This window comes from Streptomyces sp. NPDC032822 (assembly GCF_055578825.1).
On sequence record NZ_JBVIOL010000010.1, the window covers coordinates 308,135 to 323,181 of the forward strand.

The 15,047-nt window shown below is 72.3% G+C and carries 11 protein-coding genes; 6 read left to right on the top strand and 5 right to left on the bottom strand.

Translation table 11 applies throughout. From position 1 onward, the window contains the following. The first annotated feature begins 189 nt into the window (after positions 1-189). Positions 190-2,697, top strand: a complete 2,508-nt coding sequence (gene pcrA / locus ACZ5VD_RS28120) for a DNA helicase PcrA (protein ID WP_468547560.1) — start codon at positions 190-192, stop codon at positions 2,695-2,697. A gap of 127 nt (positions 2,698-2,824) precedes the next feature. Here pcrA and ACZ5VD_RS28125 read toward each other — a convergent pair whose 3' ends face one another. The 3 genes from ACZ5VD_RS28125 to ACZ5VD_RS28135 form a co-directional block, all read right to left on the bottom strand. Next, positions 2,825-4,369: a M23 family metallopeptidase gene (locus ACZ5VD_RS28125; RefSeq protein ID WP_468683707.1), complete on the bottom strand. Its 1,545-nt coding sequence runs from the start codon at positions 4,367-4,369 to the stop codon at positions 2,825-2,827. Between the two features lie 291 nt (positions 4,370-4,660). Continuing rightward, positions 4,661-5,605 carry a lipase family alpha/beta hydrolase gene (locus tag ACZ5VD_RS28130; protein ID WP_468547559.1) on the bottom strand — a complete coding sequence of 315 codons (945 nt, stop codon included), beginning with the start codon at positions 5,603-5,605 and terminating at the stop codon, positions 4,661-4,663. Between the two features lie 140 nt (positions 5,606-5,745). Further along, positions 5,746-5,928, bottom strand: coding sequence for a hypothetical protein (locus tag ACZ5VD_RS28135; RefSeq protein WP_468547558.1), 183 nt, complete (start codon positions 5,926-5,928; stop codon positions 5,746-5,748). 129 nt (positions 5,929-6,057) lie between these two features. Between ACZ5VD_RS28135 and ACZ5VD_RS28140 the strand changes: the two genes are divergently transcribed. Next, a complete protein-coding gene (locus tag ACZ5VD_RS28140; protein WP_468547841.1) occupies positions 6,058-6,474 on the top strand; it encodes a cobalamin B12-binding domain-containing protein in 417 nt (138 codons plus the stop codon). A 68-nt stretch (positions 6,475-6,542) separates the two neighbouring features. On the opposite strand, the gene ACZ5VD_RS28145 is transcribed toward ACZ5VD_RS28140, so the two are convergent. Together ACZ5VD_RS28145 and ACZ5VD_RS28150 are read right to left on the bottom strand one after the other, a co-directional pair. Continuing rightward, the gene (locus tag ACZ5VD_RS28145) at positions 6,543-8,270 is read right to left on the bottom strand and encodes a DUF5691 domain-containing protein (protein WP_468683680.1); all 1,728 of its coding nucleotides are present in this window, start codon (positions 8,268-8,270) and stop codon (positions 6,543-6,545) included. 199 nt (positions 8,271-8,469) lie between these two features. Continuing rightward, the gene (locus ACZ5VD_RS28150) at positions 8,470-9,825 is read right to left on the bottom strand and encodes an SWIM zinc finger family protein (protein WP_468683682.1); all 1,356 of its coding nucleotides are present in this window, start codon (positions 9,823-9,825) and stop codon (positions 8,470-8,472) included. 144 nt (positions 9,826-9,969) lie between these two features. On the opposite strand from ACZ5VD_RS28150, the gene ACZ5VD_RS28155 reads away from it, so the two are divergent. From ACZ5VD_RS28155 to ACZ5VD_RS28170, 4 genes are all read left to right on the top strand, one after another. Further along, positions 9,970-11,100: an ATP-binding protein gene (locus ACZ5VD_RS28155; RefSeq protein ID WP_468547555.1), complete on the top strand. Its 1,131-nt coding sequence runs from the start codon at positions 9,970-9,972 to the stop codon at positions 11,098-11,100. Positions 11,101-11,254: 154 nt separating this feature from the next. Then, positions 11,255-13,645: a DUF5682 family protein gene (locus tag ACZ5VD_RS28160; protein WP_468683709.1), complete on the top strand. Its 2,391-nt coding sequence runs from the start codon at positions 11,255-11,257 to the stop codon at positions 13,643-13,645. Then, the gene (locus tag ACZ5VD_RS28165; RefSeq protein ID WP_468683683.1) at positions 13,642-13,815 is read left to right on the top strand and encodes a hypothetical protein; all 174 of its coding nucleotides are present in this window, start codon (positions 13,642-13,644) and stop codon (positions 13,813-13,815) included. The genes ACZ5VD_RS28160 and ACZ5VD_RS28165 overlap by 4 nt, the downstream gene beginning before the upstream one ends. Next, positions 13,812-14,975 carry a VWA domain-containing protein gene (locus ACZ5VD_RS28170; RefSeq protein ID WP_468683684.1) on the top strand — a complete coding sequence of 388 codons (1,164 nt, stop codon included), beginning with the start codon at positions 13,812-13,814 and terminating at the stop codon, positions 14,973-14,975. The genes ACZ5VD_RS28165 and ACZ5VD_RS28170 overlap by 4 nt, the downstream gene beginning before the upstream one ends. Positions 14,976-15,047: the final 72 nt, after the last annotated feature.

Consider the following 15,047-nt stretch of genomic DNA (forward strand, 5'->3'; position numbering starts at 1 on the left):
AGGATGATGTTCGATATGCCCGATACATTTTCGTGACCTTCGGTCAGGTCGCCGGGTGTCGCGACCCGTCCGCCCTGGTCGGTCGCCGAACGTGAGGGGCGCGTTCCGAAGGGTGAGGGGTGCGTCGGGCGGACGGTTTTCCCGGGGCGGGGGTGGGGTGTCAGTGGGGAGCCCTAGACTCGGAGAGCGATGAGCAGCCTCTTTGACGACAGCTTCCTGGCGAACCTCCAGGCCCCTCGGACCCACTCCGGTGAGCACGAGGAAGAACACCCGCCACCGCCCGAGGACGATCACGTTCCGGAGCCGGTTCCGGACGATCTGTTCGGCGGGAAGTTCGACGTGCCCCCGGACCGGGACGCCTACTACCGCGACGGCGCCCCACGCCCGGCGATCGACCCGGCCGCGCTCCTGGACGGGCTGAACGAGAACCAGAGGGCCGCGGTCGTGCACCACGGCACCCCGCTGCTCATCGTGGCCGGCGCCGGCTCCGGCAAGACCCGGGTGCTCACCCACCGCATCGCCCACCTGCTGGGCGCGCGGAACGTGCATCCGGGACAGATCCTCGCGATCACCTTCACCAACAAGGCCGCGGGCGAGATGAAGGAGCGCGTCGAGCAGCTCGTCGGCCCGCGCGCGAACGCGATGTGGGTGATGACCTTCCACAGCGCGTGCGTGCGCATCCTGCGGCGGGAGTCCAAGCAGCTCGGCTTCACCTCGTCGTTCTCGATCTACGACGGCGCCGACTCCAAGCGCCTCATGGCCCTGGTCTGCCGCGACCTGGACCTCGACCCCAAGCGCTTCCCGCCCAAGTCCTTCAGCGCCAAGATCAGCAACCTGAAGAACGAGCTGATCGACGAGGAGGACTTCGCCGCCCAGGCCGCCGACGGCTTCGAGAAGACCCTCGCCCAGGCCTACGCCATGTACCAGTCCCGTCTCCGCGAGGCCAACGCCCTCGACTTCGACGACCTGATCATGACGACGGTCAACCTGCTGCGCGCCTTCCCGGAGGTCGCCCAGCACTACCGCCGCCGCTTCCGGCACGTCATGGTCGACGAGTACCAGGACACCAACCACGCCCAGTACGCGCTGGTCAAGGAGCTCGTGGGCACCTCCGAGCACCCGGTGGACGTACCGCCGAGCGAGCACGACCTGCCGCCCGCCGAACTCTGCGTCGTGGGCGACGCCGACCAGTCGATCTACGCCTTCCGCGGCGCGACCATCCGCAACATCCTCCAGTTCGAGGAGGACTACCCGGACGCGACGACGATCCTCCTGGAGCAGAACTACCGCTCCACGCAGACCATCCTGACCGCCGCCAACGCGGTCATCGAGCGCAACGAGTCCCGCCGCCCCAAGAACCTGTGGACCAACGCGGGCGCGGGCGCGCGCATCACCGGCTATGTCGCCGACACCGAGCACGACGAGGCACAGTTCGTCGCCGAGGAGATAGACCGACTGACCGACGCGGGCGACGCGAAGGCCGGCGACGTCGCCGTCTTCTACCGCACGAACGCCCAGTCCCGTGTCTTCGAGGAGATCTTCATCCGCGTAGGCCTGCCCTACAAGGTCGTCGGCGGTGTCCGCTTCTACGAGCGCAAGGAGGTCCGGGACGTCCTGGCCTACCTGCGGGTGCTGGCCAACCCGGAGGACTCCGTCCCGATGCGGCGGATCCTGAACGTCCCCAAGCGGGGCATCGGGGAGCGCGCCGAGGCGATGATCGACGCCCTGTCCCAGCGGGAGAAGATCAGCTTCCCGCAGGCGCTGCGGCGCGTGGACGAGGCGTACGGCATGGCGTCGCGTTCGACCAACGCCGTCAAGAAGTTCAACACGCTGATGGAGGACCTCCGTACGATCGTCGAGTCCGGCGCGGGCCCGGCGACCGTCCTGGAAGCGGTCCTCGAACGCACCGGCTACCTCGCCGAGTTGCAGGCCTCCACCGACCCGCAGGACGAGACCCGGATCGAGAACCTCCAGGAACTCGCCGCGGTGGCCCTGGAGTTCGAGCAGGAGAGCCGTGAAGCGGCCGAGACCGAGACACCGGCAGGGCTGGCCGCCTTCCTGGAGCGGGTCGCGCTCGTCGCCGACTCCGACCAGATCCCCGACGAGGAGGACGACGGTTCGGGCGTCATCACCCTGATGACCCTGCACACCGCCAAGGGCCTGGAGTTCCCCGTCGTCTTCCTGACCGGCATGGAGGACGGCGTCTTCCCGCACATGCGCGCCCTCGGCCAGACCAAGGAACTGGAGGAGGAGCGGCGCCTGGCGTACGTCGGCATCACGCGCGCGCGGGAGCGGCTGTATCTGACGCGGTCCTCGATGCGCAGCGCGTGGGGGCAGCCGTCGTACAACCCGCCCTCGCGGTTCCTGGAGGAGATCCCGGCCCAGCACGTCGACTGGAAGCGGACCGGTGCCACCGCGCCGATGCCCTCCGGTCCGGCGTCCGGGGTGGCCGCCTCGCTGTCCTCGTCCCGCTCCCGCTCCGCCGCGTCGGGCGCGGCCGGCTTCGCCACCCGCCGGACCTCGGAGAAGCCGGTCGTCTCGCTGGCGGTCGGGGACCGGGTGACGCACGACCAGTTCGGGCTCGGCACGGTCGTGGGCGTGGGGGGCACGGGCGGCAACGCCGAGGCGACCGTCGACTTCGGCGACACCAAGCCGAAGCGGCTGCTGCTGCGGTACGCACCGGTGGAGAAGCTGTAGGAGGCGACCCCGGGAAGGGGCCCGAGGGCTCAGGAGTCGGGCGGGGGCTTCACGGGCACGGACTTCGGGGTCCGGGGCTCAGGGGCTTGGGTAAAGCCTCTGAGCCCTGCTTCCTGAGGTCTGCGACCTACGTCGGGTCGATGCTGTGGCTGCGCAGCCACGGGAGCGGGTCGATGGCCGAGCCGCCACCGGGCCGTACCTCGAAGTGCAGGTGCGGGCCGGTCGAGTTGCCGGAGTTCCCGGAGTACGCGATCGGGTCACCGGCCTTGACGGTCGTACCGGAGGCGACGCGGTAGCTGGAGAGGTGGCAGTACCACGTCTCCGTGCCGTCCTTCGCGGTCACGATCATCATGTTGCCGTAGGCGCTGTTCCACTGCGTCCGCACGGTGCCGTCGGTCGCGGCCATCACGGTCGTGCCGTAGGAGACCGGGAAGTCGATGCCGGTGTGCACGGACATCCAGTTGACGCCGCCCTGGCCGAAGTAGGCGCTGAGGCCGTGCTGCGCGACCGGCATCGCGTACTTGGGGCGCAGCCGCTCCTTGCGCGCGGCCTCCGCGGCGGCCCTCTTCTTCTCCGCGAGCTGCTGAGCCTTGAGGTCGATACGTTCCTGCGTACGGCTGGCCCGGTCGGCGAAGTCGTCGGCTCCGGCGGAGAGGCTCTCCAGCTGGGTGTCCAACTTGTTGTTCGCGGCGGACGGCTTGACGGCGGTCGCGTCCGACGCGGACGTCGTCCTCGCGTCCGCGGTGTCGTCGCTCAGCGTGCCGACGGACGCGGCGGCGATTCCCGCGACCCCCATGACACAGGCCGAGGGCACGGCCACCGTCAGCAGGGCGGAACGCCTGGGCGGCGGACGGCGGCGGGAGCGGGAGGCGCCGCGGGCGGCGGCACGCGAGGACGGGGCGGAGGCCGCGGCCGGTTCGGGGGCGGGCGCCGGGGTGACCTCTTCCTGGTCGTCGAGGAGAAGCCCGTCGGTCACGGTGGACATGACGCCCGTGGCGGCCAACTCGCCGTCGTGCGTGGCGCCTTCGTCGTAGGTTCCGGTGTGCGCGGCGCCCTCGTCGTACGTGCCGTCGTACGCCGACTGCTCGAAGGCGGCCGTCGGGTGCTGCTCGTACTCCTCGTGGCCCGTCGCGGACGGGGTGCCGCCGCCGTCGGAGTTCCACTGCGTGGCGTCGTAGGCGCCCGTGTCGAAGGTCTGCGTGCCCCATTCCCAGTGCTGGGTCTGGTCGGCCGGGCAGCCCGGCGCGTCGGGCTGGAGCCAGGCGCTCGCGTCCCACTGGCCGCTGGTGTCGGTGCCGGTGGCCTGCGGCGGGATCGCGGAGAGCTGCTGGTGCTCGCCGGTCCAGGCGGTGCTGTCGTACGCGCCGGTGTCGTAGGCGGCGTGGTGCTGGGCCGCGTACCCGTCGTAGTTCAGGGTCTGGTGACTGCCCGTCGACCAGGTCGAGGCGTCGTACGAGCCCGTGCCGTCGCCGGGAAGGTTGCCGAAGAGAGGGTCGGCCTCGAAGGACTGGGGAGCGTGGCCCGCGGTGTCGAAACCGCTGCCCGACGTGCCGTCGAAACCGGTGGCGTCATAGGCGCCGTACGTGGTGAAGTCGCCGTACTGGGCTTCCTGGGTGCCGTACGACGCATGGGGCGACGAAGCGGCGTCGGAAGCCGAAGCCGGGGTGGTCATGGTCCCCGACGGGTGACGATCGTTCACCAACTTCTCTTTCGCCTCGACAACAGGGGCTGCCAGAGCAGTGCGGTGACTGTACCCGGCGGTATGCGGGCACGACAATCTTCGTCGGGTTTCGCGTCCGAAGGAAACGGGCATTCGGCTGTGTTTCGGGGGACTGCGGGCGAGGGTTTGGCCCTGTGTTCGAAGAGTGTTCGACATTGGTCGGTGCTCCGGCGGTACTCCGGCGGTACTCAGACGCTGCTTCGAGGGAAGTCCGCCGATGGTCGCACCGCCGTCGCACCGCCGTCATGCCACCGTCAGGCCGCCGGTGTGGGAGCCGACGTGCGAGTCGGAATGCGTCGCTGTCCGTGGCGTGTCGAGCGCCTGCCGTATTCCCGTCGCGACGGCGGGGTGCACCGGCAGGGCGAGATGCCCGACACCGCTCACCCGCACGTTCTGCACGGTCAGGTCGGGGTGGTCGATACAGGCGGTCTCCAGCGGGTCCATCAGGTGGTCGAGGTCGCTCCAGAAACTGACGAAGTGCGTACGGCAGCCCGGCGCGGGCCGGGTCAGCTCCTCCAGCAACTCCGAACCGGGGCGCATCTGGCGCACGATCGGGTGCGCGTTCGCCAGCGGCACCACCCGGGTGCCGGAGTGCGGCGTGCCGAGGGTCACCAGCGTCCGCACGCGCAGGTCGCCGCCGAGCCGCTGGACGTAGTACCGCGCGATCAGCCCGCCGAGACTGTGCCCGACGACGTCGACCTGGCTGCTGCCCGTGCGCTCGCAGATCTCCTCTATGTGCCGGCCGAGCAGCTCCGCCGCGGTACGGACGTCGCAGGTCAGCGGCGAGTAGTTGAGCGACTCGATCTGCTGCCTGCCGTGCCCGGCGAGGCTGCGGCGCAGCAGGACGAAGATCGAGCGGTTGTCGATGAAGCCGTGCAGCAGGACGACCGGGGGCTTCGACTCCGTCGGCAGCTGTGGCGTGTCGGCGTCGTCCGGTGCCGGAAGCGGGGACACGGAGGGGCGGCGCTCCTGGGTGATACCGGAGGGGTAGAGGAGCAGATGGCCCGCGAGGATCGCGATCTCCAGGGCCGTCGCCTTCAGGAGTGCCAGGGACATGCCCGCCAGCTTCTCCGGGACGCTGTTCGCGATGCCTTCCGCGATTCTGTCCGGGATGCCGTCCGGGACCACGCCCTGGAGGACGCGTCGGCAGATGGGGAGAAAGGGCAAGCCTGCCCCGGTGACCTTCATGGCCGACCTCCTGTCGGCACGCGGAAGGACAACTCTGTCCCCCGTGTGCCCTCATGGGGAGACGCGGCGGAGGTCTCCGACAGAGAACGAGTGGAGCATGGGGGGTGAGGGTGGTGCGACGAGGCTCCCGCTGTCGTGCCCTACTCGCCCTGCGTGCTCTTCGTGCCCTTGCCGAAGCGTCCCACCGCCACGCCGTGCGGCCTGTGGCGCGGCGGTGCGACGACCTCGTTGCGGCTCCCGAACGTGTCCCATCGTGTGATTTCCCCCTCGGTATCCACCGCGAAACTGCCGGTTGCGGGATGCTGGCGATAACGTTCGTTCACTTCCCGGTCGATGCGGTACCGGTCGGTACGGAGGGACGCAGTTCGGTACGTCTGAATTCGGCGCGTGTGGATTCGGTAGGTACGTACGGATGCGGTACGGATGGATGCAGTCGCTTCATGGAGGCAGTGATGGGTGTGGCAGCCGGTCCGATCCGCGTGGTGGTCGCCAAACCGGGGCTCGACGGCCACGATCGCGGAGCCAAGGTGATCGCGCGGGCCCTGCGGGACGCCGGCATGGAGGTGATCTACACCGGGCTCCACCAGACCCCGGAGCAGGTCGTCGACACCGCGATCCAGGAGGACGCCGACGCGATCGGTCTCTCGATCCTCTCCGGGGCGCACAACACCCTCTTCGCGGCGGTGATCGCCCTGCTCAAGGAGCGTGAGGCGGAGGACATCCTCGTCTTCGGCGGCGGGATCATCCCCGAGGCGGACATCGCACCCCTGAAGGAGAAGGGGGTCGCGGAGATCTTCACGCCGGGGGCGACGACCCAGTCGATCGTGGACTGGGTCCGCGCGAACGTGCGGCACCCTGCCGGGGCCTAGACCTGGGACTGGGCACGGGACGGGGCGTGGGCACGGATCTCGGCTGGGGCAGGGGTCTGGGCTCGAAGCTATGCCGGGGCTTGGGGCTGGGTTTGGGTGTGGACGGGAACCGGGGGTATCGCGGTGTGCGGTGCGGTCAGTTCCTCGGTCATCGCCGCCCGCAACCGCAGTGTGGTCACCAGACGTTGGAAGGCCTCCGCCCAGTAGCCTCCGGCTCCCGGCGACGCGTCCTCCGTCTCGTCCGGCACCGCCTGCAGGCCGTCGAGGCGGCTCGCCTCGTAGGGGTCCAGGCACCGCTCGGCCAGCCCCATCACTCCGCTGAAGCTCCATGGGTAACTCCCCGCGTCCCGCGCGATGTCGAGCGCGTCCACGACGGCCCGCCCCAGAGGCGTCGTCCACGGCACCGCGCACACCCCGAGCAGCTGGAACGCCTCGGACAGGCCGTGGGTGGAGATGAATCCGGCCACCCACTCGGCCCGTTCGGCGGAGCCCAGCGTGCCGAGCAGCTTGGAACGCTCGGCCAGTGACACGGCACCGGGGCCACCGGCCTCGGGTGCCTGGGGCGCCCCGAGCAGTGCCCGCGCCCACGCGGCGTCCCGCTGCCGCACCGCCGCCCGGCACCACGCGGCATGCAGTTCGCCCTGCCAGTCGTCCGCGACCGGCAGAGCCACGATCTCCCCGGGAGTACGGCCACCGAGCCGCGCCGACCAGGAGGCGAGCGGTGTCGCCTCCACCAACTGACCCAGCCACCACGATCGCTCACCCCGACCCGCCGGTGGCTTGAGGACGACCCCGTCACGCTCCATTCCCGCGTCGCACTCGTGCGGCGCCTCGACGGCGAGGGCCGGCGCATCCCCCGTGTGGTCGACGGCCACGCACGAGCCGGCCCGGACCGCCATCCGCGCCGCGAGTGCCGAACCCGGCAGGGCCGACAGCAACTCGGCCGCTGTGGCCCGCACATTGCGGCTCCGGTCCGCCAACGCCTGTTCGAGGAACGGCTCGTCCGCCGCGGCCAGGCCCGAGCGCAGCGAGTCGAGGAACATCAGCCGGTCCTCGGCCCGTTCCGTCGCCCAGGTCGTCGTCAGCAGCTCACGGGCGGCGGCGGGGTCGCGAGCGCGGATCGCGGAGAGCAGCGCGACCCGCTCCGCGAACAGCCCCTCCTGCCACAAGCGGTGGATCGACTCGGTGTCCTCGGAGGACGGCAGCGCCGCGCCCCCGCCCGGTGTCGCCCGCAGCGCGAACCGCCAGTCCGGGTTCAGCCGGGCCAGCCACATGGCCCGCGGCCCCGCGAAGGCCAGTGCCGCGGGACGCAGGTCCGTACGGCCCCGGGCCGCGTCCAGGACGGCCGGCAGCATCTCGGGGGGTGCCGCGAAACCACGGGCGTTCGCCGCCGCCAGCCACTGCGGCAGCAGCTCCATCAGATCCGGTGCCGTACCCCGGCGGCCACCGCCGCCCGTGCCGGGGCGGTCGGCCAGGAGCATCGCCAGCCTGCGGGCCGCCGCCGGGGGCAGCGCCGGGCGCGGATCCTTGGCCGCCGGTTCCGGCCGCCGGGCCACCCGCCCCGGCCGCAGGCCCGCCCGCCGCCGTACGGTCTCGACGGCCGCCGCGTCCAGCAGCGCCACCGGCGCCTCCCGGCCCGGCGCGGAACCCGGAGGGGTGCGCCGCTCGGTGCCTAGGAGCGCCGCCGTGACGAGCTCCTCCCAGTTGCCGGGAGCCGGCGTGGGTGTGGGGGTGGCTGAGGGGGACGACGTGGTCGAGTCCGAGGGCGAGTCCGGGGCAGCGGAGGTCCTGTTCATGCGGTTCCCTTCCGTGCGAGGCGGGTGAGACGTACGAGGTGTGCGCCGGATACGACGGGTGTGACGTGTGCGGGGCATGGGGTGCCGGTGAGGCGTGCGGTGCGCTTCTGGAAGACCGCTCGGCGGAAGCGGATTCGGTGGAGGCTCCTTCGGGAGAAGCCCCTTGGGCGGAAGTCCCCTTGGTGGGAAGCCCTTCGGTTCAGCACAGGGAGACCGCCTCGCCGGGCCCCTCCGGCCAGGCGGTCAGCGGAGTGAAGCCCCGGTGGCCGCACTCGCCGAAGACCTTGACGGGGGCCCCGCCCGAGAGGGCGACCAGGCGCCACAGGCCCGGTCGGGCGCGGGCGGCCGGGGTGAGCGGCAGCGCCTCGTCCTCGTCGGCGGACGCCAGTTGCACGGAGTCACCGTCCGGCACCGGGACGACCCGGTCCAGCGTCACCGGGACGGAGTCCAGCCAGGGATCGTCCCGCAACGCCTCGCCGTAACGGTCGGCCGCCCGGGCCGGTGTCACTCCCGGCGGCCGGATCGCCGCGGGAGCCGGCGGGCTGAACTGCTCACCCAGGGCCGCCCGCAGCTGCCCGGTACCCGGGTAGGCGGACACCTCCGCGTCCAGGCTCAGCCCCACCGGCAGCGCCAGGTCGGGTGCGCGGCCGGCGGCGCCGTAGGAGAGGAGCAGCGCCGAACGGCCCGACTGGGCGCCGTACAGCCATATCCGGCGGGTCGTCAGACGTGTGTCCGCCGTGTCGTACTGCGCGAGGACCAGCCAGCGGTCCCGCACCGGCGGGCCGTCGGCCGAGGCGGGCAGGCCGATCCGCGAACGGACCGTCGCCGCGAGGCCGTCGGGCAGCCGCTCCCGGCGCAGCCAGCCCTGGTCGAGGAGGTGGAGGAGAGCACACTCCTCCAGCAGCCGCACCGGCCAGCCGGGACCGGACGCCGGGATCGCCCCCAACTCCCGCACCCGCGCGGCCAGTCCGGAGGCCTGGGCGTCCACCATACGGGCCGCCGTCTCCTCCCACAGCCCGTACCCCGCCTGTTCCGCGCCCGCGAGGCCGCCGCGCAGCAGATCCGTCAGCCGCTGCTCCAGCTCCGTCGCCCCCGCGGTGACGCGCTCGGCCCGGCGCTCCGCCCTGCGGCGCGCCGCCTCCGGATCAGCGGAGCCGGACGGGGAACCGGCCGCGCCCGCCGACCGTTTCTCCGTCGCGCGACTCTTTCTTCCCGCTATCCACTCCCCGGCCCAGTCCGGCGGCTGCGCGGACGGCACCGCGTCGTCCGCGCCCGCCCAGAGCAGCAGCAGCCCGAGCGCGTGCTTGCACGGGAACTTCCGGCTCGGACAACTGCACTTGTACGCCGGACCGGACGCGTCCGCGATGTCGACGACCGTCTGATACGGCCTGCTGCCACTGCCTTTGCACTGCCCCCACACCGTCCCCTCGTCGGCACTCCCCGCCCCGGACCACGGCCCGGCCGCGCCGAGTTTGCTTCCCGCTTTGCGTGATGCGGCGTCAGGCGCCAGTGCCAGCACCTGATCCGCGCTCCAGCGCACCCCCTGCTGAGTCATGACATCGAAGGTAGATCCCAGCACTGACAATCGGGCCGGGCGGCGGACGGGCGACTGCGTTTTCGCAGGTCACAACGCATTGTCAGTGGCGTGGTGCACGGTGGTACCAGATCCGAACCGGCCGAGCTGGAGGGGGCCTCAGCCATGACTGTGTCCGTGGAACCGATGTCTGTGGAAGTACCGGACGAGAAGCCGCCGGTGGCGTTGCGGGCGCATGCCGAGGACGCCTTCGCGGACGAACTCGCCGCGCTCGCCGCACAGGACGACCGACCGCGCCCCGAGCGCTGGAAACTCTCGCCGTGGGCCGTGGCCACCTATCTGCTCGGCGGCACACTGCCGGACGGCACGGTGATCACACCGAAGTACGTGGGCCCGCGCCGGCTCGTCGAGGTCGCCGTCACCACGCTCGCCACCGACCGCGCCCTGCTCCTGCTCGGCGTGCCCGGTACCGCCAAGACCTGGGTGTCCGAGCACCTGGCCGCCGCGGTCAGCGGCGACTCGACGCTCCTGGTGCAGGGCACGGCCGGTACGCCGGAGGAGGCGATCCGGTACGGCTGGAACTACGCGCAGTTGCTCGCGCACGGTCCGAGCCGCGACGCCCTCGTGCCCAGCCCGGTCATGCGGGCCATGGCGGAGGGAATGACCGCCCGGGTCGAGGAACTGACCCGGATCCCGGCCGACGTACAGGACACGCTCATCACGATCCTGTCGGAGAAGACGCTGCCGATACCGGAACTGGGCCAGGAGGTGCAGGCGGTCCGCGGTTTCAACCTGATCGCGACCGCCAACGACCGCGACCGCGGGGTCAACGACCTCTCCAGCGCCCTGCGCCGCCGCTTCAACACGGTCGTGCTGCCGCTGCCGGAGAGCGTCGAGGCCGAGGTCGACATCGTGTCGCGCCGCGTCGACCAGATGGGCCGCTCCCTCGACCTGCCGGCCGCGCCCGACGGCATCGACGAGATCCGCCGGGTGGTGACCGTCTTCCGCGAACTGCGCGACGGCGTCACGGCCGACGGCCGTACCAAACTGAAGTCGCCGAGCGGCACCCTCTCGACGGCCGAGGCGATCTCCGTCGTCACCAACGGCCTTGCCCTGGCAGCCCACTTCGGCGACGGCGTGCTGCGGGCCGGGGACGTCGCCGCAGGCATCCTCGGCGCCGTCGTCCGCGATCCCGCGGCCGACCGGGTCATCTGGCAGGAGTACCTGGAGGCGGTCGTCCGGGAGCGCGACGGCTGGAAGGACTTCTACCGGGCCTGCCGGGAGGTGAGCGCGTGAGCATCGCGAGGCGCGCGGGGGAGGCGGGACCGGCCGACGACGACTCGCGGTGGACCCGCACTCGGACCCTGACTGGGACTGGGACTGGGAAGGGATCGGAAGGGAGGGGGACGGTGTGACGGGGGCTGAGGTGGGTGCGGGGGCGGGCGTCGGAGTGGGTGCCGAGGGAGCGGGGAGCGGGTGGCCCGTGGCGGGGCCGTTGCTGCTGGGGGTGCGGCACCACGGGCCAGGTTCCGCGCGGGCCGTGCGGGCGGCGCTGGCGGCGGCCCGGCCGCGGGTCGTGCTGATCGAAGGGCCGCCCGAGGCCGACGCGTTGATCCCGCTCGCCGCGGAGGAGGACATGCGGCCACCGGTCGCGCTCCTCGCCCACGCCGTGGACGAGCCCGGCCGCTCGGCGTTCTGGCCGCTGGCCGAGTTCTCCCCGGAATGGGTCGCGATCCGCTGGGCGCTGGAACACGACGTCCCGGCCCGCTTCGTCGACCTGCCGGCCACCCACACGCTGGCGTGGGGGAGGGATGGTGAGGACGGAGAGGACGGGGAGGACGAGGCCGGCAAGGGCGGGGCGGACGCGGAGCCCGTCGACGACGTTCGGGTCGATCCGCTCGGGGTGCTGGCCGAGGCGGCCGGCTATGACGACCCGGAGCGCTGGTGGGAGGACGTCGTCGAGCACCGGGGAGCCGGAGCCGGGGACGCGTTCGCGCCGTTCTTCGCGCTCGAAGAGGCCATGGGGGCGCTGCGGGAGACGTACGGGAGCGGGGGACGCGACCGGGACCTCGTGCGGGAGGCCTACATGCGGCTCCAGCTGCGGGCGGCACAGCGGGAGTTCGGGGAGAGCGTGGCCGTGGTGTGCGGGGCCTGGCACGTGCCCGCGCTGCGGCCGAAGGGCGCCGTCGCCGCCGACCGGGCGCTGGTGAAGGGGCTGCCCAAGGTCAAGGTCGACATGACCTGGGTGCCCTGGACGTACCGCAGGCTGTCGCGCCACAGCGGATACGGCGCGGGCATCGACTCGCCGGGCTGGTACGGCCATCTGTTCGGCGTGCCGGACCGGCCCGTCGAGCGGTGGCTCACCAAGGTGGCGGGCCTGCTGCGGGACGAGGACCGGCTCGTGTCCTCGGCGCACGTCATCGAGGCGGTACGGCTCGCGGAGACCCTCGCCGCGATGCGCGGGCGCCCGCTGCCCGGACTGAGCGAGACGACCGACGCCGTGCGGGCGGTGATGTGCGAGGGCTCGGACGTGCCGCTGAGCCTGGTGCACGACCGGCTGGTCGTGGGGGACGTGCTGGGGGAGGTGCCGCGGACCGCGCCCGCGGTGCCGTTGCAGCGGGACCTCGACCGGCTCCAGCGCAGACTGCGGCTCAAGCCGGAGGCCCTGGAGCGGGAGTTGGAGCTCGACCTGCGCAAGGACAACGACGCGGAGCGCAGCAGGCTGCTGCACCGGCTGCGCCTGCTGGGCGTGGGATGGGGCGAGCCGTCGGCGTCGCGCGGGAGCACGGGCACGTTCCGGGAGACGTGGCGGCTGCGGTGGGAACCGGAGCTGGCCGTGCGGGTCGCCGAAGCCGGGGTGTGGGGCACGACCGTACTCGCCGCCGCGACCGCCAAGGCCGAGACGGACGCCGTCTCCGCACCGGCCCTCGCCGACGTCACCGCCCTCGCCGAACGCTGCCTGCTGGCCGAACTGCCCCAGGCGTTGCCCGTGGTGATGCAGGTCCTCGCCGACCGCGCGGCGCTCGACGCGGACGTCGGCCACCTTGCCCAGGCCCTGCCGGCCCTGGTCCGCTCCCTCCGCTACGGCGACGTACGCGGCACCGACACCGGCGCGCTGACCGAGGTCGCCGCGGGCCTCGCCCAACGGATATTCGTCGGCCTGCCCCCGGCCTGCGCCGCGCTCGACGCCGACGCGGCCGAGCAGATGCGGCGCCATGTCGACGCGGTGCACGGCGCGGTGGGACTGCTCGGCGAGGCGGTCGCCGCCGAGGCGGCCCACGGCGACCTGCGCGCGCGCTGGTACGGAGTGCTGCGGGTGCTGTCCGCGCGGGACACCGTGCCCGGCGTCGTCCGCGGGCGGACCGTGCGACTACTGCTGGACGAAGGGGAGTTGGCGCAGGACGAGGCGGCACGGCTGATGGGGCTCGTGCTGTCGCCCGGAACACCACCGGGGGACGCGGCCGCGTGGATCGAGGGCTTCGTCGGCGGGGGCTCCGGCGGCGGGATGCTGCTCGTGCACGACGAGCGGCTGCTCGCGCTGGTCGACGTATGGCTGACGGGCGTGCCCACGGAGGCCTTCACGGACGTACTGCCCCTGCTGCGGCGGACGTTCTCGGCGTACGAACCGGGGGTACGCCGAACCCTGGGCGAGCTGGTCCGGCGCGGGCCGGGACAGCGCGGGAGCGGAGCGGCGGCCGGAGCCGGAACACCCGGCTTCGCGTCCGACCTCGACAGCGGGCGCGCGGACGCGGTGCTGCCGGTGGTGCGACTGCTGCTGGGACTGGACGGCGGCGCGGCGGGGAACACGGGCGACAACGACCTTGTGGGGGTGGCGGGATGACAGCCATGACGATCATGACGACGGACCGGCTGAGCGAGGCGGGGGAAGCGGCCCGCAGGGCGGAGGACGGCCCGACGACGGTGACGAGCGCTGTCACGACGACCGCGATGGTGGTGCCGCTCTGGGAGCGGCACGGGGAAGCAGGCGGCGGACGGGGAGCGACACGATGACGACGGAGCTCACCGACCCGGCGACGGAGCGGCTGCGGCGCTGGCGGCTCGTCCTCGGGGGCGACGCGGCCGACGGCACCGGATGCGCGCTGTCCGGACAGGACGCGGCGATGGACGGGACGCTGGCCGCGCTCTACGGAAAAGGGGACAAGGGGCAGGCGGGGCGGGAGCGTTCGGCGGGGCTCGGGGCGTCGGCACCGGCCGTGGCGCGCTGGCTCGGCGACATCCGGACGTACTTCCCGTCCTCCGTCGTCCAGGTCATGCAGCGCGACGCCATCGACCGGCTCGGGCTGTCCACGCTGCTGCTGGAACCGGAGATGCTGGAGGCGGTGGAGGCCGACGTGCACCTCGTCGGCACGCTGCTCTCCCTCAACAAGGCGATGCCGGAGACCACGAAGGAGACGGCACGCGCGGTGGTGCGCAAGGTCGTCGAGGATCTGGAGAAGCGGCTCGCCGGCCGGACCCGGGCCACCCTCACCGGGGCCCTGGACCGCAGCGCGCGGGTCAACCGGCCCCGCCACCACGACATCGACTGGAACCGCACGATCGCGGCCAACCTCAAGCACTACCTGCCGGAGCAGCGGACGATCGTGCCGGAGCGGCTCATCGGGTACGGGCGGGCGTCCCAGTCCGTGAAGAAGGAAGTCGTCCTCTGTATCGACCAGTCGGGGTCGATGGCGGCGTCCGTCGTCTACGCGTCCGTGTTCGGGGCGGTGCTGGCGTCCATGCGGTCGATCAACACGCGGCTCGTGGTCTTCGACACGGCGGTCGTCGACCTCACCGACCAGCTCGACGACCCGGTCGACGTCCTGTTCGGCACCCAGCTCGGCGGCGGCACCGACATCAACCGGGCGCTGGCGTACTGCCAGTCGCAGATTACCCGGCCCGCGGAGACGGTGGTCGTGCTGATCAGCGACCTCTACGAAGGGGGCATACGCAACGAGATGCTCAAGCGGGTCGCGGCGATGAAGGCGTCGGGGGTGCAGTTCGTGACGCTGCTGGCGCTGTCGGACGAAGGGACGCCCGCCTACGACCGGGAGCACGCCGCCGCACTCGCCGGGCTGGGGGCGCCCGCCTTCGCCTGTACGCCCGATCTGTTTCCTGAGGTGATGGCGGCGGCGATCGAGAAGCGGCCGCTGCCGATACCGGACCGTGCGTGAGCGGGAGTTGAAGGGCGTGCGGCCCGGCGGTCCCCCTGCCCCACCCCGGCGGTACACCGGTGATTTGTCGAC